Genomic DNA, 22,086 nt, shown 5'->3' on the forward strand with positions numbered 1-22,086 from the left:
CTGCTGCCTCGTTCGGTTTGGAGACGGTTCGGTTGCCCAATGCCCAGAACGAGTTCGCAGTGGCCGGTCATCCGTGGATCCTCTCCGGGCACACCGGAACCGCGCTGCAGGCCCAGGCGCGGCGGCTCCACGACCATGTCGCCGACCACCCGCGGCTCCGTCCGGAAGACATCGGCCACACGCTGGCGAGCGGCGGCCCGGCGCTCCCTCATCGCGCGGCGGTGGTCGCGGCGGACCGGGAGGGGTATCTGCGGGGGCTCGACGCGGTGGCCCGGGGTGAGGACGCCCCCGGTGTCGTACGGCGCACGGCGGCCGCGGCCGGCGACGGGGTCGCGTTCGTCTTCCCCGGCCAGGGCACCCAGTGGCCCGGTATGGCCGTGGACCTGCTGACGGTCTCCCCCGCGTTCCGTCGGGCGGTCGACGCCTGCGCGGAGGCGTTCGAACCGTATGTCCCCTGGTCACCGGAGGCGGTGCTGCGCGGCGCGCCGGGCGCGCCGCCCCTGGAGGGGACCGACGTGGTGCAGCCGACACTGTTCGCCGTCATGGTGGGGCTGGCCGAGCTGTGGCGGACACATGGGGTGAGCCCGGCGGCGATCGTGGGGCACTGCGTCGGGGAGATCGCGGCGGCCCATCTCTGCGGCGCCCTGCCGCTGTCCGACGCGGCGCGCGTGGTGATCGAGAGCAGCCGGGTCCAGGCGACGCTCTCCGGGTCGGGTGCGCTGATCGCGGTCGCGCGATCCGAGGCGCAGCTGCTTCCGTTGTTGCGGCGGTGGCCGGGCAGACTGACGATCGCCGCGGTCAACGGCCCGATGGCCACGGTCGTCTCCGGCGATCGGCCGGCCGCCGAAGAGCTGTTGGCGGAACTCGCCCGTGCCGGTGTCCGGGCCCGCGAGGTGGCGATCGACATCCCGGCGCACTCGCCGTTCATGGCCCCCCTCAAGGACGGCCTGCTGGAGTCGCTGTCATCGGTCACGGCGGGGGCGTCGCGGGTGCCGTTCCACTCCTCGGTCGTCGGGGGTCCGCTGGAGACCCTGGGGCTCGACGCGGCCTACTGGTACCGGAACTTCGCCGACCCGGTCCGCTTCGAGAGCGTCGTCACGGGGCTGCTGCGGCAGGGCACACGCTGTTTCGTGGAGCTGAGCCCGCACCCGATGCTGACCATGTGTGTGCAGGCCACCGCCGAGGAGGTGGTGGGCGGTGAGCCCGTCGTGATCGTGCCGACGCTGCATCGCGGACAGGCCGCCCTCGCGTCCTTCCGTACCGCGCTGGCCGAGCTGTACGTACGGGGCGCGCTGGACGACCACCGAGCGGCGTTCTCGGTGCCGGGCGGCCACCTGATCACCCTGCCCCTCGAACCGCCCGCGCACGCGTCCGTAGAGCTCGCCGACGCCCCGGACCCGGCGGAGGCCCGCCGGCCCCCCTTGGTGGAGCGGCTTGCCCGGCTCTCCACCGCGGAGCGGAAGCGGCGGCTGCGCGAGCTGGTGGGGGCCGAGGCGGCCAAGGTCCTCGAAGAAGTCGCCGGTGCGGACGCGCCGGGCCGCGGCATCGCGGAGCAGGAGCACTTCGTCGCCTCGGGCTTCGACTCCGCCGCTGCGGTCGCGCTGCGCAACCGCCTGCACGACGCCACCGGGCTGCTGCTGCCCTTCACCCTCGCCTTCGACCATCCGACGCCCGCCGCCGTCGCCGACCATCTGCTCTCCCGGCTCTTCGGCCACCAGGGCGGCCAACAGCCGGGCGCGGACGGCCGACCCGACCCCGCGGCGGCGGCCGGTCCGGCCAGGGCCGACGACGAGCCGATCGCCGTCATCGGCATGGCGGGCCGCTTCCCCGGGGGCGCCCGTACCCCGGAGGAACTGTGGGAGCTGGTCGCCACGGGCACCGACGCCCTCTCCCCCTTCCCGCAGGGCCGGGGCTGGGATCCGCTGCAGCTCTACGATCCGGACCCCGCCCGGCCCGGCACGTACTACCAGCGCGAAGCGGGATTCCTGCACGACGCCGACAAGTTCGACGCCGAGTTCTTCGGTATCGCGCCCCGCGAGGCCACGGCCATGGATCCCCAGCAGCGGCTGCTCCTGGAGACCTCATGGGAGGCGCTTGAACGGGCGCGGATCGACCCGACGACGCTGCGCGGCAGCCGCACCGGGGTGTTCGTCGGCGTGGCCCCGCTGGACTACAGCCCCCGTATGCACCAGGCGTCGCCGGAGCTGGAGGGCCATCTGCTGACCGGCAACATCGGCGCCGCCGCCTCGGGACGGATCTCCTACGTCCTCGGTCTTGAGGGGCCGGCGGTGTCCGTGGACACGGCGTGCTCCTCGTCCCTGGTCGCCCTGCATCTGGCGGCCCAGGCGCTGCGGGCCGGAGAGTGCTCGCTGGCCCTGGTCGGCGGGGCGACGGTCCTCTCGACCCCTGGCATGTTCATCGAGTTCTCGCGACAGCGCGGTCTGGCTCCGGACGGCCGCTGCAAGGCGTACGCGGCCGCCGCGGACGGAACCGGCTGGTCCGAGGGCGTGGGCATGCTGCTCGTCGAGCGGCTGTCCGACGCGCGACGGCTCGGACACCAGGTGCTGGCGGTGGTACGGGGCTCCGCCGTCAACCAGGACGGGGCGAGCAACGGCTTCACGGCGCCCAGCGGTCCATCACAGCAACAGGTCATCCGGGCGGCCCTGGTCAATTCCGGGGTGTCGGCTCCGGAGGTCGACGCGGTGGAGGGGCACGGCACCGGTACCCGGTTGGGCGATCCGATCGAGGCGCAGGCGCTGCTGGCCGCCTACGGACAGGGGCGTACGGCCGACCGGCCGCTGTGGCTGGGCTCGATCAAGTCGAACATCGGACACACCCAGTGGGCCGCGGGCGTCATCGGGGTCATCAAAATGGTGCTCGCGCTCCGGCACGGTGTGCTGCCGCGCACCCTGCACGTCGACAAGCCGTCGGATTACGTGGACTGGTCGGCGGGGGCCGTACGGCTGTTGACGGAGCCGGTGCCCTGGCCAGAGCGAGGCCACCCGCGCCGGGCGGGCGTGTCGTCCTTCGGTGTGAGCGGTACCAACGCCCATGTCATCCTCGAGCAGGCAACGCCATCGTCCACGACGGCTCCCGAGGGGGATGCCGCCGAGGCCGGGCCTGTCCTGCCCTGGGTGGTCTCGGCGAAGACGCCCCAGGCGCTCCGCGACCAGGCCCGCCGCCTGCACGAACACCTCACCGCCCAGCCACAGCTCCAACCGGCCGACGTCGGCCACACCCTCGCCACCGGCCGCGCCACCTTCGATCACCGCGCCGTCCTCATCGGCTCCGACCGCGAACAGCTCCTCCACGGCCTGGACGCCCTCGCCACTGGCCGGCCCGACCCGGCGGTCCACCAGACGGCGGACCGTGCCACCACCGCCGACGGCCGTATCGTCTTCGTCTTCCCGGGACAAGGCGGCCAATGGGCGGGCATGGGCCTACGGCTGCTGAACGGCTCACCCGTCTTCACCGAGCGGATGGCCGCCTGCGAACAGGCCCTCTCCCCCTTCGTCGACTGGACACTCACCGATATCCTCCACCGGCCCGCCGACGACCCCGTATGGCAGCGCGCCGACATCGTCCAGCCCGCCCTGTTCTCGATCATGGTGTCCCTGGCCGCGCTCTGGCGCTCCTACGGCATCGAACCGGACGCCGTCCTCGGCCACTCCCAGGGCGAGATCGCCGCGGCCCACGTCTGCGGCGCCCTGACGCTCCACGACGCGGCCAAGGTCATCGCCCTGCGCAGCCAGGCCCTCCAGGCCGTACGGGGCGCCGGGGGCATGGCCTCCGTGCCCCTGCCCGCGGACCAGGTCACCGAGGATCTGCACACCCACTGGCCCGACCGGCTATGGGTGGCCGGCATCAACTCCCCCACGGCAACGGTCATCTCGGGGAACACCGACGCACTCGACGAAGCGCTCGACCACTACCACGCCCACGACGTACGGGCGAAACGCATCCCGGTCGACTACGCCTCCCACTGCCCCCATATGGACGCCGTGGCCGAGCGGCTGCCCGACTTGCTGGACGGCATCGCCCCGCGCGCCACCGACATCCCCTTCTACTCCACCGTCGACGGCCGATGGGCCGAGCCGACCGAACTCGACGCCGACTACTGGTACCGCAACCTCCGCGGCCCCGTACGGTTCGCCGACGCCGTCCACGCCCTCACCGAGACCGACCACCACACCTATATCGAAGTCAGCCCACACCCCACGCTCATCCCCGCCATCACGGCCACCACCGAGACCACCGACCACACCACCACCGTCATCGCCTCGCTCCATCGCGACCACGACGACACCCACCACATCCTCGCCGGCCTCGCCCAGGCCCACATCCACGGCCACACCATCGACTGGCGCCACCACTACCAGCCCCTGCGCCCCACCCCACCCCACATCGACCTCCCCACCTACCCCTTCCAACACCACCACTACTGGCTCCACGACTCCGCCGAGGACAAGGCGGCGGGTACGGACCTCGCCGCGGGACGCTTCTGGGAGGCGGTCGAGGGCGAGGACACCAACGCCGTCGCCGCGCTCCTCGATGTCGAGCCGGGCACCTCGCTGGACGCGCTGCTACCGGCCCTGTCCGCCTGGCACGGTCGCCGTCGCGACCAGGCCATCACCGACACCTGGTGTTACCGCGACGTCTGGAAGCCGGTCGACCTCGCCGCCGCCGACCCCCGGCCGTCCGGCCGATGGCTTGTCGCGATCTCCGCCGGGCTGACCGATCACCCCCACGTCAGTGCCGTCCTGACCGCGCTGGAACGCCAGGGGCTGCCCATCGCCACCCTCGTCCTCGACGGCACGCACACCGAACTCCCCCTGCTGGAGCGGCACCTCACACAGGCGATCGCGAGCGATGGGCCGGCCATCGGCGGTGTGCTCTCGCTGCTCGCCCTCGACGAGGCACCGCATCCGGGCCACCCCGAGGTGCCCGTCGGCGCCGCCCTCACCCTCACTCTGATCCAGGCGCTCATCGCACGCGAGGACATCGCGCCACGGCTGTGGCTGGCCACCCACGAGGCCGTCGCCACCTCGTCCGCCGATACGCTCGATCACCCCCTCCAGGCGATGGTCTGGGGGCTGGGACGCACCGCCGCCCTTGAACACCCCGATCTGTGGGGCGGACTCATCGACCTTCCGGACACGCTCACCGAGCGGGTCCTCCGCGGCCTCGTCACGGCGCTGACCACCTGTCACGACGAGGACGAACTCGCGCTGCGCGCCACCGGCCCGCGCACCCGGCGCCTGGTCCGGACACCGTCCACCGCCGCAGCGGAGGAGGACCGGCCGTGGACGCCCCGTGGCACCGTCCTCATCACCGGCGGCACCGGGGCCCTCGGCTCCCGCGTCGCCCACCGCATCGCCGAACGCCACCCCGACTGCCATCTGCTGCTGGTGAGTCGGCGAGGGCCCAGCGCCCCCGGCGCCACCGCGCTCCGTGACCGGCTCATCGAACTCGGCGCCACCGTGACCCTCGCCGCATGTGACACGGCCGACCCCGGCGCGCTCGCGGATCTCCTCGCCGATGTCCCCTCGGACCGCCCCCTCACCGCGGTCGTCCACACCGCGGGCGTCCTCGACGACAGCACCCTCGCCGCACAGACCCCGGACCACCTCGCCTCCGTTCTGGGGCCCAAGTCCCACGCCGCACACCATCTGCACGCCCTCGCGCGGCACCACCCCCTCGACGCGTTCGTCCTCTTCTCGTCCGTCGCGGCGCCCTTCGGCGCCGCGGGCCAGGCCAACTACGCGGCCGCCAACGCCTACCTCGACGCCCTCGCGCAGCACCGAAGGGCCCGGGGTCTTGCCGCCACCTCCATCGCCTGGGGCAACTGGGACGGCGACGGGCTCGCGAACACACAGTCCGCGCAGACGTACCTGCGCAACCGCGGCTTTCCTCCCATGCCGCCACGCCTGGCGCTGGCCGCTCTGGAGCGCGCCGTCGTCTCGCCCCACGCCCAGCTCGTCGTCGCCGATGTCGACTGGAAGAAGCTCACGCCGGCGCCGCACACCCGCGACATCCCGGGGAGCCGCCGCCCGGCCCCGGCCGCCACCGACGGCGCGGACGAGGCGGCCGACACCACCGCGAGCCTCCGTGCCCGCCTGGCGGGTCAGAGCCCGGCCGAGCGGCACCAGACGCTCCTCGACCTCATCAGCTCGCACACGGCCGCCGTCCTCGGGCACGCCGCGCCCCAGGCAATCCCCACGGACCGGGCCTTCCGCGACCTGGGGTTCACCTCGCTGACGGCCATCGAGCTCCGCAACCGCCTCGCGGCGGTTACCGGGCTCCGCCTGCCGACCACCGTCGCCTTCGACCGTCCGACGCCGGACAAGCTCGCGGCGGACCTGCTGGCGCGGTGCGCGCCGACGGGCCCGGACGTCACCGGGGTGACGGCCGACGCGAGCGGCGGTTCGTCCGCTACGGCACATGGCGCACCGGATCCCGCCGAACCCATCGCCATCGTCGGCTGGGCCTGCCGCTATCCCGGCGGGATCGGCTCCCCCGAGGACCTGTGGGAGTTCATCACCGCGCACCGGGACGCCGTCGGGGACTTCCCGACCGACCGGGGCTGGGACCTGGCGAGGCTCTTCGACCCCGATCCGGACCGGCCGGGCACCTCGTACAGCCGACAGGGCGCCTTCCTCCACGACGCGGGCGACTTCGACCCGGAGTTCTTCGGGATCAGCCCACGGGAGGCCACGGCGACGGACCCCCAGCAACGGCTGCTCCTGGAGACGTCCTGGGAAGCCCTCGAACGAGCCGGGATCAACCCCCACGACCTCCAGGGCAGTCCGACGGGCGTCTTCACCGGCAGCAACGCGCAGGACTTCAGCGCGCGGCTGCGGCAGACGCCGTCCGAACTGGCGGAGGTGTGCGAGGGCTACGCGCTGACGGGCAGCAACAACAGCGTCGCCTCGGGGCGTGTCTCGTACGCGCTCGGCCTGGAGGGCCCGGCGGTCAGCATCGACACCGCCTGCTCGTCCTCGCTCGTGGCGCTCCATCTGGCCTGCCAGTCGCTCCGGGCCGGTGAATGCTCACTGGCCCTGGCGGGCGGCGTCACGGTCATGATGACTCCGTTCAACTTCGTGGAGTTCTCCCGTCAGCGGGGCCTGGCGGCGGACGGCAGGTGCAAGGCGTTCTCCGCCGCGGCCGACGGCACCGGCTGGGGCGAGGGCGTGGGCATGGTGGTGGTGGAGCGGCTGTCGGACGCGCGGCGCAACGGCCATCGTGTGCTGGCTCTCGTACGCGGCAGCGCCGTCAACCAGGACGGTGCCAGCAATGGGCTGACCGCCCCCAACGGCCCCTCGCAGCAGCGGGTCATCCGGGCCGCCCTGGCCGCCGCCGGGGTCACCGCGGCCGAAGTGGACGCGGTCGAGGCGCATGGCACGGGGACGACGCTCGGCGATCCGATCGAGGCCCAGGCCCTGCTCGCCACCTACGGACAGGGGCGGCCGGCGGACCGGGCGCTGTGGCTCGGTACGGTCAAGTCCAACATCGGGCACGCCCAGTCGGCCGCCGGTATCGCCGGGGTCATCAAGACGGTGCTGGCCCTGCGGCACGGGATGCTGCCGCGCACGCTGCATGTGTCCGAGCCGTCGCCGCATGTGGACTGGTCGGCGGGTGCGGTGCGGCTGCTGACCGAGGACCAGCCGTGGCCGGACACCGGGCGCCCCCGGCGGGCTGGGGTGTCGTCCTTCGGCGTGAGCGGCACCAATGCCCATGTGATCCTGGAACAGGCGCCGCGGCCGGAGCCGGACCCGGCACCGACAGCCCCCGTGCCCTCCCTGCTCCCCTGGCCCATTTCCGCCAGGTCGGAGGCGGCCCTGCGGGCCCAGGCCGGGAAGTTGCGGGCGTATACGGCCGAGCACCCGGATGTCGACCCCGCCGACGTGGGGTACTCCCTCGCGCGCGGACGGGCCACCTTCGAGCACCGGGCCGTGCTCCTCGGCACCGGCCACGACGACTTCCGGCACGCCCTGGACGCCCTGGTGTCGGGCGCGCCCGATGGCACGGTCGTCCAGGGCGTGGCGGCGGGACGACAGGGCAAGGTCGCCTTTGTGTGCTCGGGGCAGGGCACTCAGCGCCCCGGCATGGGGTGCGGGTTGTACCGCTCGTCCGCGGCGTTCGCCGAGGCGCTGGAGGAGGTGTGCGCCCATCTGGACCCGCATCTGGAACACCCTCTGATGGAGGTGATGTTCGCCGACGAGAAGAGCGATACGTCGGCGCTGCTGCACCGGACCGCCTACGCCCAACCGGCCCTCTTCGCCCTCCAGACCGCGCTGCACCGCATGGTCACCGAGGAGTTCGGGCTCACCCCCGACTATCTGGCCGGGCACTCCCTGGGCGAGCTGACCGCCGCCCATCTGGCGGGCATCCTCAGCCTGCCCGACGCCGCGGCGCTGGTGGCGGCCCGCGCCCGCGCCATGCGGGACCTTCCGGCGGCCGGAGCCATGGTCGCCGTCGAGGCCACCGAGGCGGAGCTGCGGCCCCGCCTCGCCGAGTTGGCGGACCGGGTCGACATCGCCGCGATCAACACCCCCGCGTCCCTGGTCATCACCGGCGACCATGACGCCGTGCACCAGGTCGCCGACGGCTTCCGCGCGCAGGGCAGGAAGGTCACCCCCCTCCAGGTCAGCGGCGCCTTCCACTCCCCTCATATGGAGCCCCTGCTCGGCGAGATCGGGCGCACCGCCGACACCCTGACCTACCACCAATCCCACACTCCCCTCGTCACCGCGTCGGCGGACGGCGACGACACACCCGACCCCGGCACGGCCGCGTTCTGGCCTCTCCAGGCCCGGCGTACCGTCCACTACGCGCGGGCCGTGGAGCGGCTGCACGCCCGCGGTGTGACCACGTTCCTGGAACTCGGCCCCGACGCCACCCTCACCGCCCTCGTCCACCACAACCTCGCCGCGCACGATCCCGTGGCCGTCTTCCTGCTCCATCCGGAGCGGGGCGAGAGGCACAGCGTCCTCGGCGCGCTCGCCACGGTCCACGCCCACAGCCGCCCCATCGACTGGACGCGCCACTACGTCGCACGGCCGCGGCCGACGCCACACCAGATCGACGTGCCCACCTATGCCTTCCGGCACCGGCGCTACTGGCTGCCCGCCCCGGCGGCGGCCGGCGATGTGACGGCCGCCGGGCTCGACGCGCCGGAGCACCCGCTGATCGGCGCCGCCGTGGGGCTCGCGGAAGGCGATGGCTGTCTGCTGACCGGCAGGATCTCGCCGCGTACCCACCCCTGGCTGGCCGACCACGTCATCGCCGGCACCACTCTGCTGCCGGGCACCGCGTTCGTGGAGCTGGCGCTGCGGGCCGGGGCGTACGTGGACTGCGACCGTGTGGAGGAGCTGACCCTGCACGCGCCGCTGCCGCTGCCCGCCGACGGCGAGGTGGTGCTGCAGGTGGCGGTGGGGGCGGCCGACGAGTCCGGCCGCCGTGGGCTGAGCATCCACGCCCGGCCGACAGACGACTGCACGTGGACACGGCACGCCATCGGCACGCTGGCGACGGCCCACGACGTCAGCCTCGACGATGGCACGGGGCACAATGGCCACGCCCCCGAGGGCGACGAGCCGTTCGGGTCATGGGCCACGGCCTGGCCGCCGGCCGGCGCCGAGTCCTTGGACGTCACCGGGGTCTACGACCGGTTCGCCGAGGCCGAGTTCGAGTACGGGGAGGCCTTCCAAGGGCTGGCCGCGGCATGGCGGCACGGCGACGAGACGCTGGCCGAGGTCCGCCTCCCCGACCAACTGGCCGGTGACGCAACCCGCTTCGGGCTGCACCCCGCGCTCCTCGACGCGGCCCTGCAGACCATGTGGCTGGTGGAGCCCGACGGCACACGGCCGACGGGTGGCCTGGGCGGCCCGGATCAGGGCCTGCCGTTCGCCTGGCAAGGGGTCTCGCTGCGTACGGCGGGACCGTCGGCCCTGCGGGTACGACTGCGAAGGCTCCGTCCTGACACCGTGGCCGTCGCCGTGTCCGACGCGGCCGGCCGGCCGGTCGTGTCGGTGGAGTCGCTGACGCTGAGCCCGGTGCCACGAGGCGCCTTGCACGGGGCCGAGGCGGCGGTGCGCACCTCGTTGTACGGCCTGGACTGGACGGATGTGCCGCTGCCGACGCCGCCCCCGGCCCTGCCCCGGTGTGCGCTGACCGGAACGGACGCCCTCGGCCTGGCACCCGTGCTCGACGGCGTGGAGCGATACGCGGACCTGGAGGAGCTGTTGCGCTCCGTGGCGGCGGGCGCCCCCGTCCCGGACCTCGTCATCGCGGCCTGCCACGAAGCCCCGGGAGCCGACAGCGCAAGCCAACAGGCACAGACGGTGCGCACGAGAACCGGCCAGGTGCTGGAGCTGCTTCAGCGATGGCTCGGCGAGGACGGGCTCGCCGACGCACACCTGGTGCTGCTCACCTCCGGCGCGGTCGCCACCAGGCCGGGCGAGCCGGTACGGGATCTGGCGGGGGCGGCGGTCTGGGGGCTGGTGCGCTCCGGCCAGTCGGAGCATCCGGGCAGCTTCACCGTGGTGGACATGGACGGCGCCCAGGAGTCCCGCGCGGCGCTGCTCGGCGCGCTCGGGCTCGGCTCGCTCGGCCTCGGCGAGCCGCAGCTGGCGGTCCGCGGCGGCCGGGCGCTGGCCCCGCGCCTGGTGCGCCCGGGCGACGGCGCCGACGACAGCGGTCTGGCCCTGCCGCGGGGGCCGGAAGGCTGGCGGTTGGAGTGCCCCGGCGCGGGCAGCCTGGACGGGTTGACGGCGACCGCGTCCCCGGCCGCGGCGGTGCCGCTCGGCCCGGGCGAGGTACGGGTCGCGGTGCGGGCCGCGGGGCTGAACTTCCGCGATGTGCTGATCGCGCTGGGCGTGGTGCCCGGGCGGACGGCGCTGGGCAGTGAGGGGGCGGGGATCGTCCTCGAGGTCGGGGCGGAGGTCCGCGAGCTCGCCCCCGGGGACCGGGTGATGGGCATCTTCCCCGAGGCGTTCGGCCCGGTCGCCGTGGCCGAGCGGGCGACCCTGGCGCGGATCCCCGACGGCTGGTCGTTCGCCCAGGCCGCGTCGGTCCCGATCGTGTTCGCCACCGCCTACCACGGCTTGGTCGACCTGGCGCGTCTGCAGCCGGGGGAATCGGTGCTGATCCATGCCGCGGCCGGCGGGGTGGGCATGGCCGCCGTACAACTGGCGCGCCATCTGGGCGCCGAGGTGTACGCCACCGCCGGCCCCGGCAAGTGGCACATCCTGCGCGCCCAGGGCATCGACGACGCCCATCTGGCCTCGTCGCGCACGCTGGAGTTCGAGCAGCGCTTCGCGGCGACCCACGGCGGGCGCGGGATCGATGTCGTCCTGGACTGCCTGGCCCATGAGTTCGTCGACGCCTCACTGCGCCTGGTGGCGCGTGACGGAGGCCGGTTCCTGGAGATGGGCAAGAGCGATATCCGCGACCCGCGGCAGGTGGCACTGGACCATCCGGGCGTGCTCTACCGGGCGTTCGACCTGCTGGAGGCCGGGCCGGAGCGGGTCGGGCAGATCCTGCGCACCGTACTGGACCTGTTCGAGCGCGGCGTCCTGGCGCCCCTGCCGAGGACCTGCTGGGACATCCGGCAGGCGGAGCACGCCTTCCGCCATCTGCAACAAGGCCGCCACATCGGAAAGAACGTGCTCACCGTCCCGGCCGGCTGGAACGCCGAGGACACCGTGCTGATCACCGGCGGTACGGGCACCCTGGGCGCCGCCCTCGCCCGCCATCTGGCGGGCACCGGGCGCGCCCGACATCTGCTGCTGACGGGTCGGCGCGGCCCCGACGCCCCGGGCGCCGAGGAGCTGCGGCGGGAGCTGACCGAGCTGGGCGCGCGGGTCACCATCGCCGCCTGCGATCTCGGCGACCGGGCGGCTGTCGCCCGGCTCCTTGGGGCGATCCCGGCCGAGCGACCGCTGACCGCCGTCATCCACGCGGCGGGGGTCGTCGACGATGCCACCCTCGGATCGCTCACCCCCCGCCACCTGGACGCCGCCCTGGCCGCCAAGGCCGACGCCGCCTGGCATCTGCACGCCCTCACCCGCCACGCCGACGTGGCCGCGTTCGTCCTCTTCTCCTCAGTCGCCGGTCTGCTCGGCTCGCCCGGGCAGGGCAACTACGCCGCGGCCAACGCCTTCTTGGACGCGCTCGCCCACCACCGACGCGGTTCGGGCCTTCCGGCGGTGTCGCTGGCGTGGGGGCTGTGGGAGCAGAGCAGCGGTATGACCGGGCACCTGGACCAGGCCGACCGCGCCCGGCTGGCCCGGCTCGGCATCAGCCCACTCACGACCGGGCAGGCGCTCGACCTCTTCGACGCGGCCCTCGGCCACCACCGCCCCGTCCTCGTCCCCGCCCGCCTCGACACCCCGGATCCGCACCCCGGTTCGTCGACCGTGCCGCCCCTGTACCGGGGCCTGGTCGGATCCAGGACACGGCGAACACGCCCCGTGTCCGCCACCACCGGGCCGTCCCCCCTGCATACCCGCCTCGACGGTCACGGCCCGGCCGAGCAGCACGAGATCCTGCTCTCGCTGGTCCGCTCGCACGCCGCCCTCGTGCTGGGCCGCGACGATCCGGACACCGTCCATCCCGGTGCGCACTTCCGCGGCCTGGGCTTCGACTCCCTGACCGCAGTGGAGCTCCGCAACCGGCTCAACGCCGCCACCGGTCTCCGGCTGTCCACCACCCTCGTCTTCGACCACCCCACGCCCGACGAACTCGCCCGTCACGTCGGGGAGCAGGTGCTGGGCGGCGGCGAAGCGGCGCGGGTGGCCCCGGTGCTGGCCGAGCTCGACAGGCTGGAAGCGGCGCTGTCCCGGGTGGACGGGGACGATCCGGTCCGGGCGCGGGTGACGGCCCGGTTGCAGGCCCTTCTCCTGAAGTGGAACGAGTCCGACGGTCCGGCGGCAGGCGGTGACGGCGAGGGCGAGGGCAGGCTGGCGTCCGCCACGGCCGCCGAGGTGCTGGATTTCATCAGAAACGACCTCGGTCTCTCCTGAACGACGAAACGCTCGAAGCCAGGGACGAACGACTGGAGTGCCATGACCACCGCATCGCAGAACATCTCCCCCGACCACGTGGCCGACTACTACGACCGTCTCACCGACCTGATCGGAGAGGCGGCGGGCGGCAACCTCCACTTCGGCTACTGGCCGCATCCGCACGACGGAAGCTCCCTCGGAGTCGCCGCCGACCGGCTGACCGACCACCTCATCGGCAAACTCGGCGACATCGCGGGCCGCCGGGTGCTGGACGTGGGCTGCGGCTCCGGCAGGCCGACCGTACGGCTGGCGCGGAGCGGGCCGGCCGAGGTCGTCGGCGTTACCGTCAGCCCCGTACAGATCGAGCGGGCGACAGCGCTCGCCGAGCGGGAGGGGGTCGCCGACCGGGTGCGATTCGTCCGCGCCGACGCCATGACGCTGCCGTTCCCCGACGCCTCGTTCGATGCCGTATGGGCGCTGGAGTGCATGTTCCATATGCCCAGCCCGGCGCAGGTGCTGGGGGAGATCGCTCGGGTGCTCCGCCCCGGCGGACGGCTCGCCGTCATGGACGTCGTGCTGCGGGAGCCGGTCGCGAGGCGGGACCGCGGCGCCGTCGAGCGCGGCCGCTCGATGTTCGCGGTCCCGGCCCATATCGAGTTGGTGGAGTACCCCCGGCTGATCCTCGGCGCGGGCCTGCGGCTGGAGGAGCTGGCCGACCTGGGCGACGACATCATCCGCCCGTCCATGGATGCCCTGGGCGGTGCCGTCGTCGCCAACTCCGCCGCCTACGCGGCGGCCTTCGGCGTCGACACCGAGCGGTTCGACACGCTCGTGGCGGAGTGGGCGCGGATGAACTCGTCGCTCAAGCTCGGCTATGTGGTCCTGACCGCCAAGCGCCCCGAGTGTCCGGCCGGGGGCTGATCACCGCACGGTCATCCGGCGTTGAAGCGGTACGAGCCGGCCCGGGCCCGATAGACCTTGTAGGGGGCTCCCCCCGAGGTGTCGTCGCGGACGAAGGCGACCCCCCGGGGCGCGGTGACGGGCTTGTTCCGGGTGGGGACCCAGATCTCGGCGTCGGTGTTGTGCGGGATCGTGACCGCGAGGTCGATCCTGCCGTCCGGCAGGCGCCGCCACCGCGAGGACACCGTTCCGCGTACGGTGTCGATGGAGGCGCTGACGTGATCGAGCGTCGCGGGCGCCAGATCGGTGTCCTGCGTGTCCTTGGGGACGCGGCTGTTGACCGCGACTGACGGTATGTACGGGCGGATGCGCAGCGACGCGTAGGCGGTGGCGGTCGGCTTGATACCGGCCAGGCTCTGGTAGAACCAGGTGGCCACGTTGGAGCGGTAGTGGTGGTTTACCGAGAGCCGGTCGGTCCACTGTTCCCACAGCGAGGTGGCGCCCTTGGCGATCTGGTGGACGTAGCCGGGCGTGCCGGTCTGGGTGACGGCCCCCAGCGCGATGTCCGTGTAGCCGTGCTCGCTGAGGATGTTGAACTCGTAGCGCGATCCGTACATGTCGTTCTGGATGTGGTGGTCCGCTGCCACGATCCGGTCTGCGAGCAGTTTCGCGAGGGCCTTCCTGTTCTCGGCGAGCGTCTTCGTACCGGCCAGATAGCGCGGGTCATCGGGGTGCAGGTCCGAGCCGGGCACCAGGTCGAAGGCGATGGCCAGGGCGTTCTCGCTGGAGATGCTGCCTTGGGTGAAGTGTCCCGAGGAGGTGTCCCAGTAGTTGGCGATGAACGCTCTGCGCAGGGTGCGCGCCAGCTTCGCGTAGTGTGCGGCGCGCTCGGTGCGGCCGAGCCGGGTGCCCACCTCGTCCATGTAGTCACAGAAGTGGATGTAGAAGGCGAGGCTGATGACGGCGTTGCTGCCGGGGGGCTCGGCGCCGGAGTAGGCGCCGAGGGAGGCTTCGAATATGTAGTGGTTCTCGGCGGTGAACAGCGTCTCGTAGTACTTGAGAAGGGTGTCCTGGTGGTCGTAGAGCTCGGCGAACAGGCTGCTGTTGCCGTAGTACGCGTACAGCTCCCTCGGGATGACGAAGTACGCCGAGTCCCAGGCCGGCACCGCCTTCCACGCGGCGCTCCAGCCGGGGGTGTGGTCGTAGCCGTAGCCGCCCTTGGCGACGGGCACGAACATGGGCAGCTGGCCGGTGGAGATCTGGGTGTCGGGGAAGTGGCGCAGGTAGTTGGTGAGGACGGCGTTCACGTCCCAGGTGAGGGACTGCGATTCGGAGCTGGCCATGGCGTCGCCGGTCCAGCCGTTCTTCTCCCGTGAGGGGGTGTCGGTGGGCTTTTGGACCAGGTTGTTCTGCTCGGCCCACTCCAGATTGCGCTGGAGGCGGTTGAGCAGGGCGTTGTCCGTGGTGAACGTGCCGGTGCGGGCAAAGCCGGAGCGGGCGACGTCGACGGTCAGTACGTCCGCGTCCCGCTTGAGGTCGGGTGTCCGGCCGAGGACGGTTTCGAGGTTCCTCACCTCCAGGTAGCGGAGGCCGAAGTGGCTGAACCGCTGTTCCCAGATCTGCGCCGGCCGCCTGCCGACGGTGTAGTAGTGCGTCTGGAGGTTGGCGTCGTGCTGGAAGTTCTCCTCCTCGACCGACAGCGGGGAGCCGGTGCTGCCGTCGCCGCCCGAGATGCGGTTGCCCCCGCGGATCCGCAGGGTGATGCCCTCCTTGTCGGGGCGTACATCGGTGAGGGACAGCCGGACGAAGCCCGTCAGGATCTGGCCGTAGTCCAGGACCCAGACGCCCGAGCCGGGCGCGGTCTCGGTGAGCGAGACCGGGCGCAGCGTCTGGTTGACCAGGACCGGTTCCGCCTCGTGGGCCCGTAGGACGGCCGGTTTGAAACCCTCGGGGACAGTGGTGGCGGGCAGCGCTCCGTGGTGCTTCGGTGCGGGGCCGGAGCAGCTGCCCGGCGGGATCAGCGCGGTGGCCGGACGCCACTGACCGCCGGCGCGGTAGCCGACGGAGCGCCAGTCACCGAGCTGGTCCGCGCGCCGGGCGTCGTACTTCTCGCCCGAGTAGACGGAGTCGAACGTCGTGGGCCCGTCCGCGGTGAGCCAGTCCCGGTCGGTGACGAGCGTGGTGGCCGAGCCGTCCGTGTACGACACGACGAGCTTCGCACGTAGGCGCGGCGGGCCGGCGTAGGGGGCGAGCTGCCAGTACCACTCCTGCGGCGTGGTCACTCCGTACCAGCCGCGGCCGAGTTCGGCGGCGAGTACGTTGTCCCGGCCGGCCCGGAGCAGCGCGGTGACGTCGAAGGTGTCGTAGAGCACCGTACGGTCGTAGGTGCTCTGGTCGGTGAGCAGCCGGGGGACGTTGGTCCGGTCCCCGGCCGGCTGCTTGCCGTCCACGGTGATCGGGTCGCCGTTGACGGTGCAGGTGACGTTGCCCGCGGCGCTCAGGTGGAGGCGTGCCTTGGCGATGCGCCGGCCGCGGGGCAGGGTGAACGCGCGGCGCAGCACCGGTGCCGGGTTGGCGATGGGCAGCATGGCGTTCTTGGCCGGGATGTAGGGGTTCTTGGGCGGGAAGGTCAGGCCGTCGAGGGTGCCGATGCCGCTCTCGAACGGGTTGGCGCCGGTGGTGAGGTCGGCGGAGAAGTCGGGGGCGCCGGTGCCCGTCACCGTGACGCTGCGGACGGTGGCGGAGGTGGCGCCGCCGAAGCCGAAGCTGCCATGGCGGCGGATCTGGTCCATCGCGAGCGTGCGGCGGTCCACCTCGACGCCGCCCACCTCCGTGATCACGGTGAGCCCGCGGACCGTGACCTTCACGGTGTGGTCGCGGGAGGCCCAGGTGTCCTTCGTCAGCCCGGTCGAGGCGGGGAGGGTGACCGTGCCGACCGGGACGCCGCGGGTGCCGGCGGTGGTGGGGTTGATCTCGCTCTGCGGGTCGTAGAAGTCGACGCCCCAGTTGGGCTCGGATGTGCCGTCGTCCACCCAGGTGTTGCCGGCGTAGTGGCTGGTCTTCATGGTCAGCTGCATGTCGTCGCCGCTCTGGCGGATGGTCCAGTCGAGTCCTTCGCCCCAGGTCTTGCCGATGGGTTCGGCGCGCAGCAGCAGGGACAGCCCGCTCGCCGGGTCCGTGCCGCCGCGGAAGACGACGGTGGCGGTCAGGTCCTTCCAGTCGTGGTCCTGCGGCTGGCGTCCGCCGATCCACAGCGCGCCCGACCAGTCCTTCTCGCCCTTCAGCAGGCCGGTCTCCCACCTCGCGGGCTCGCTCCAGCGGCCGGGCGTGCCCTTCTCGTCCCAGGTCCGCACCCGCCAGAAGTACGGCTGCTCCGACCGCAGCGCGCCACCGCCGTAGGCCACGTCGACACTGTGCGGGCTTGCGACCTTGCCGCTGTGCCAGACGTCCGCCCGGCCGGGTGCGGTCCCGACCTGGATCTCGTACGCGGTCTGCCGGTCCACCAGGGGCACCCAGCCGAACCTCGGCGCCGTCTGTGTCCCCAGGGGTTGGATCCGGGAGTTGATCTGCAGATCCACGGGCGCGGAGCCGTGTCCGCCGGTTGTCGTCGCGCTCGCCGCCCGGGCGCTGGGTGCGGTGGCGAGCGGGAGGGAGCCCCCGGCTGCTGCCGCCGTCATGATGCCGAGCATGTGTCGACGGCTCAGCGCGCTTCTGTTCTCCTCGGGCACGGCTCAGTTCCTTTCAGGGTTGCGCAACACCAACCTTTACCAGCTGGTTGTTTTTCGCTGGGACGTTAAGCCCGCGCCACGAGCGCCGGAAAGAGTACGATCAATGTTCGTAATCAGAGCGTTATCCATCGACCGCCCACGACACGGCCCGACAAATACTTACCGTATGGTAGGTTTTGGTGCTCGGCTTCGTCGAGGAGAGTGGGCACACCGTGAGTGAGGCCAAAGTGCGTGGGCCGTACGCCAAGACGCCGGCCCGCAGAGCGGAGATCGTACGGGCGGCGCGCGACAGTTTCGCCGAGAACGGCTACGCCAAGGCCTCCCTGCGCGATATCGCGGAACGGGCCGGGATCACCCACGCCGGCCTCCTCCACCACTTCCGCAACAAGGACGAGCTCCTTGCCGAGGTGCTTGCCGAGCGCGACTCCGAGGAGTGGCAGCACGGCCTCACGCAGGTCGACAGCCTCGACCAGCTCACGCCCTACCTCGGCGAGCTCATCCGCCACCACCAGAAGGCACCCGAGCTGATGCGCCTGTGGATCGAGCTCGCCGCCGCGGCCTCACGCTCGGACCACCCCGCCCACGACTACTTCGTCGAGCGCTATGAGCGCGGGCGGGCGCAGTTCGCCGAGGGGTTGCAGGACGGAGTGGCCCGCGGCCGGCTGCGCGAGGACCTGAGCCCCGAGAGCGCCGCGATCCTCTTCCACGCCGTGCTCAACGGGCTCCAACTGCAGTGGGTACTCGACCAGGACCTCGATATCGTCGGCCCCGTCACCGACTTCGTACGGCTGCTCTTCGGCCACGATCGCACCGACGAGTGAGCGTTCAGGCCGACGGCTGAGCACTCAGGCCGCCCCCGGCGGCGGCCCACTGGTCCCCCGCACCACGAGCTTGGGATCCAACACCGCCTCCCGCGGCTCCAGTTCCGGGTTCTCGAGCCGCTCCACAGCGAACCCGACCGCGTACTCGGCCATCAGCACCGCGTCCTGACGGACGGTCGTCAGCCCTATCGGCATGAGATGCGAGAGGTGGCTGTCGTCGTAGCCGACGACCGAGATGTCCCGCGGGACCTCGACGCCACCCCGCGCCAGGGCCATCCACACCCCCATGGCACACCGGTCGTTGCCCGCGAGGACCGCCGTCGGAAGGGGCAGGCCCCGGTCGCGCTCCGCCAGGAGCAGTTGGCCGGCCTCGATACCGGACTGCTCTGTGTGCTCACCGGGGATCACCCGGATCTCCCGCTCCAGTCCGTGCCGGCGCATCGCCGCACGGTAGGAGCGCCGCCGCTCGGCCGACCCGGGCCCCCGGCCGCCGTCGATGTGCACGATCGCCCGGTGGCCGAGTTCGACCAGGTGGTCCATGGCCTGCCGGACCCCCTTGGCCTCGGCGCTGTGCACGAAGTCCACGCGGGCGCGCGGCACTCGGCGGCCGACCGACACCGTGACGGCGCGCTGCCGGAGTTCATCGAGATAGCCGGGGAGCGCATCGGAGCCGAGCAGGATCAGCGCCTCGCAGCGGTGGCCGAGCAACGCCTCGACCGCCCTGGCCTCGCTCCGCCCCTCGGCCGCCGCGGAGAGCAGCACGTCATAGCCAAGGCGCTCGGCCTCGGGGTAGATCCCCTCGATGAGGTCGCTGTGGAAGGTCTGATGCACCGTGAACATCACGCCGAGCGTGCGGCTGCGGCCACGGGCCAGCAGCCGGGCCGCACTGTCGGGGCGGTAGCCGATCTCATCGGCCACCCGTAGCACCCGCTCGCGGGTCTCCTGGCTCGCCCCCGGCTGATTGCGGAACACGATCGAGACCAGCGCACGGGACACTCCGGCCCTGTCGGCGACATCGGCCATCGTGGGCCGCTGCCTGCCCGCCGCATCCACCACTGATCCCACCCGATCTCCCACCACCCTCGACGGAGCCCACCCTAGGACAGCATCGAAATCCTCCGGCAACAAGCTATTGACATGACATTCGGACAGAGGTCATCGTACTCGCACTAGAGCGCGCTAGTAGAGCGCAACAGCAACCTCTTTCCTGACCATTTCCCCGGATCTCCGGAGCGAAGGGAAACCAGCGTCATGCCGTTCGAAGTGCTGACCATGGGCCGCATCGGAGTGGATGTGTATCCGCTCCAAACGGGCGTGGGGCCGGCCGAGGTCACCTCGTTCGGCAAGTACCTCGGCGGCAGTCCGGCCAATGTCGCGGTGGCCGCCGCCCGGTACGGGCGCACCTCGGCCGTGATCACCAAGACGGGCGCGGACCCGTTCGGGGACTTCGTCCGCACGGCCCTGGACGGATACGGCGTCAACACCCGCTTCGTCGGTGCGTCGGATATCGCGCCGACCCCCGTGACCTTCTGCGAGATCTTCCCGCCGGACGACTTCCCGCTCTACTTCTACCGGCTGCCCAAGCCACCCGACCTGGACATCCGGCCCGAGGAGCTGGACCTGGCAGCGGTGCGCGACGCCCGGATCTTCTGGATGACCGGCACCGGGCTGAGCGAGGAGCCGAGCCGTACGGCCACCCTTGCCGTGCTCGAGCACCGGGCGAAGGCGGGCACGACGGTGTTCGACCTCGACTGGCGGCCCATGTTTTGGAAGAACGCAGCTTGGCAGACCACAGCCCGGAAGAGCGTGGCCGGGGGTGACCCCGCCGAGGCCCGTGCGTACTACGCGAAGGCCCTGCGCCACACCACCGTCGCCGTCGGCAATCTCGACGAATGCGAGGTGGCGACCGGCGAGCGCGAGCCGTACGCCGCCGCGAAGGCGCTGCTGGCCGCCGGGGTGAAGCTGCGGCGCGAAGAACCACGCCGTCGTCCTGCCCGACGCCGACCTGGAGTTCGCCGCCAACCACATCACCGCGGGCGCCTACGGCTCGGCCGGCGAACGCTGCATGGCCCTGTCCGTGGCGGTCGCGGTCGGCACCGCGGCCGACGGGCTGGTGGAGGTGCTGGAGCGCAAGGCCCGGGAGGTGAAGGTCGGCCCAGGGGACGCCCCGGCCACCGAGATGGGGCCGCTGGTCACCAAGACCGACCAGGAGCGCGTCGAGAACGCCGTCGGCACCGCCGCCACACAGGGCGCCACTGTCGTCGTGGACGGCCGCGGGCTGAAGGTCGACGGCCACGAGGAGGGTTTCTTCACCGGCCCGTCCCTCCTCGACCACGTCACCGCCGAGATGGACGCCTACCAGGAAGAGCTGTTCGGTCCCGTCCTGGCGATCGTCCGGGTGGACACCCTCGACGAGGCGATCGAGCTGATCAACGCCAATCCGTGCGGCAACGGCACCGCCCTGTTCACTGGCTCCGGTGAGGCCGCCCGCCGCTTCCAGCGCAAGGTCAGGGTCGGCATGATCGGCATCAACGTGCCGGTACCGGTGCCGATGTCGTACTACTCCTTCGGCGGCTGGAAGGACTCCCTCATCGGCGACTCCCCCGTCCACGGCCCCGAAGGCATCCGCTTCTACCCCCGCCCCAAGGTCGTCACCACCCGCTGGCCCCAGCCCAGGCAGCAGGTCGCCGCCGGGTTCGCCTTCCCGACGGCCGGCTGACCTCCCCACCCCCACACGGAACACGCAAGGAACACCGCAGGAAACTCCCCCGTCCCTCTCCCCAAAGGACACGTCATGGCAACGGCGCCATCCCCCCTCCGGCAATCTGTGCCTCGGCTCCGCCCCCGACTCCTGGGGCGTCTGGTTCCCCGAGGACGAGCACCAGGTGTCGTACACCCGCTTCCTCGACGAACTCGCGCAGGCCGGTTACACCTGGCTGGAGCTCGGCCCGTACGGCTACCTCCCCACCGACCCGGAACGCCTCAAGCGGGAGCTCGACGCCCGTGGGCTCCAGGTCTCCGGCGGTACGGCCTTCGGCGCGTTGCACCGCCCCGAGGCATGGGACGACATGCTCGCCCACGTCCGCCAGGTCGCCGCGCTGACGGCCGCCGCGGGCGCCCACCACCTGGTCCTGATCCCGCCCATGTACCGGGACGAGAAGACCGGCGCGTTCACCGAGTCCCCCGAGCTGACCGCCGAGCAGTGGGCCGGCTTCGGCCGCGCCGCCGACCGGCTGGGCAAGCTGTGCGTCTTCTCCCTGGTGCTGCCCGCCGGGGACGGGAGGGCGTACGCCGTGCTCGCGATGACGGTGACCTTCCTCGCCTTCCAGCAGGGCGCGATCTCGCCGGTGACCTGGCTGATGCTCTCGGAGATCTTCCCGATGCGGATGCGCGGCTTCGGCATGGGCGTGGCGGCCGTGGTGCTGTGGCTGACCAACTTCGTGATCGGCCTGGTCTTCCCGTCCCTGGTCTCCGGTATCGGGGTCTCCAACACCTTCTTCCTCTTCGTGGTGGCCGGGGTCTTCTCCTTCGCCTTCGTCAAGCGCCATGTCCCCGAGACCAGGGGCCACTCCCTCGAAACCCTCGAAGCCGAACTCCGGGCGCGCTTCTCCTGACCCTCCCGTCCTTAAG

General features: G+C 72.2%; 5 protein-coding genes and 4 pseudogenes. 7 read left to right on the forward strand and 2 right to left on the reverse strand.

The features are described from left to right. Window positions 1–32: 32 nt before the first annotated feature. The gene (locus ACFV2X_RS15940; RefSeq protein WP_385616513.1) at window positions 33–13,025 is read left to right on the forward strand and encodes a type I polyketide synthase; all 12,993 of its coding nucleotides are present in this window, start codon (window positions 33–35) and stop codon (window positions 13,023–13,025) included. A 42-nt stretch (window positions 13,026–13,067) separates the two neighbouring features. Further along, entirely contained in the window at window positions 13,068–13,928 is an 861-nt protein-coding gene (locus ACFV2X_RS15945; protein ID WP_385616515.1) for an SAM-dependent methyltransferase, read from the forward strand. Between the two features lie 11 nt (window positions 13,929–13,939). Here the strand turns inward: ACFV2X_RS15945 and ACFV2X_RS15950 are convergent, their stop codons facing one another. Further along, window positions 13,940–17,635: a family 78 glycoside hydrolase catalytic domain gene (locus tag ACFV2X_RS15950; RefSeq protein ID WP_385616517.1), complete on the reverse strand. Its 3,696-nt coding sequence runs from the start codon at window positions 17,633–17,635 to the stop codon at window positions 13,940–13,942. 212 nt (window positions 17,636–17,847) lie between these two features. On the opposite strand from ACFV2X_RS15950, the gene ACFV2X_RS15955 reads away from it, so the two are divergent. Continuing rightward, window positions 17,848–18,456: a TetR/AcrR family transcriptional regulator gene (locus ACFV2X_RS15955; protein ID WP_385616519.1), complete on the forward strand. Its 609-nt coding sequence runs from the start codon at window positions 17,848–17,850 to the stop codon at window positions 18,454–18,456. Window positions 18,457–18,480: 24 nt separating this feature from the next. Here ACFV2X_RS15955 and ACFV2X_RS15960 read toward each other — a convergent pair whose 3' ends face one another. Continuing rightward, window positions 18,481–19,479, reverse strand: coding sequence for a LacI family DNA-binding transcriptional regulator (locus ACFV2X_RS15960; protein ID WP_385616733.1), 999 nt, complete (start codon window positions 19,477–19,479; stop codon window positions 18,481–18,483). A gap of 228 nt (window positions 19,480–19,707) precedes the next feature. Between ACFV2X_RS15960 and ACFV2X_RS15965 the strand changes: the two are divergent. The 4 pseudogenes from ACFV2X_RS15965 to ACFV2X_RS15980 all read left to right on the forward strand — a co-directional run. After that, window positions 19,708–20,421: pseudogene (locus ACFV2X_RS15965) on the forward strand (PfkB family carbohydrate kinase); the annotation flags it as partial. A gap of 1 nt (window position 20,422) precedes the next feature. Then, window positions 20,423–21,175, forward strand: a pseudogene (locus ACFV2X_RS15970) (aldehyde dehydrogenase family protein); the annotation flags it as partial. A gap of 75 nt (window positions 21,176–21,250) precedes the next feature. After that, window positions 21,251–21,701 (forward strand): annotated as a pseudogene (locus ACFV2X_RS15975) (2-keto-myo-inositol dehydratase); the annotation flags it as partial. 3 nt (window positions 21,702–21,704) lie between these two features. After that, window positions 21,705–22,070, forward strand: a pseudogene (locus ACFV2X_RS15980) (MFS transporter); the annotation flags it as partial. Between the last annotated feature and the right edge of the window lie 16 nt (window positions 22,071–22,086).

The sequence above is a fragment of the Streptomyces sp. NPDC059679 genome, assembly GCF_042734105.1.
GTDB lineage: Bacteria > Actinomycetota > Actinomycetes > Streptomycetales > Streptomycetaceae > Streptomyces.

What these genes read in the sequence shown, in the direction of transcription:
- ACFV2X_RS15945 (WP_385616515.1), top strand. Translation starts at nt 13,068, where the DNA reads ATGACCACCGCATCGCAGAACATCTCCCCCGACCACGTGGCCGACTAC.
- ACFV2X_RS15960 (WP_385616733.1), bottom strand. Translation starts at nt 19,479, where the DNA reads ATGGCCGATGTCGCCGACAGGGCCGGAGTGTCCCGTGCGCTGGTCTCG.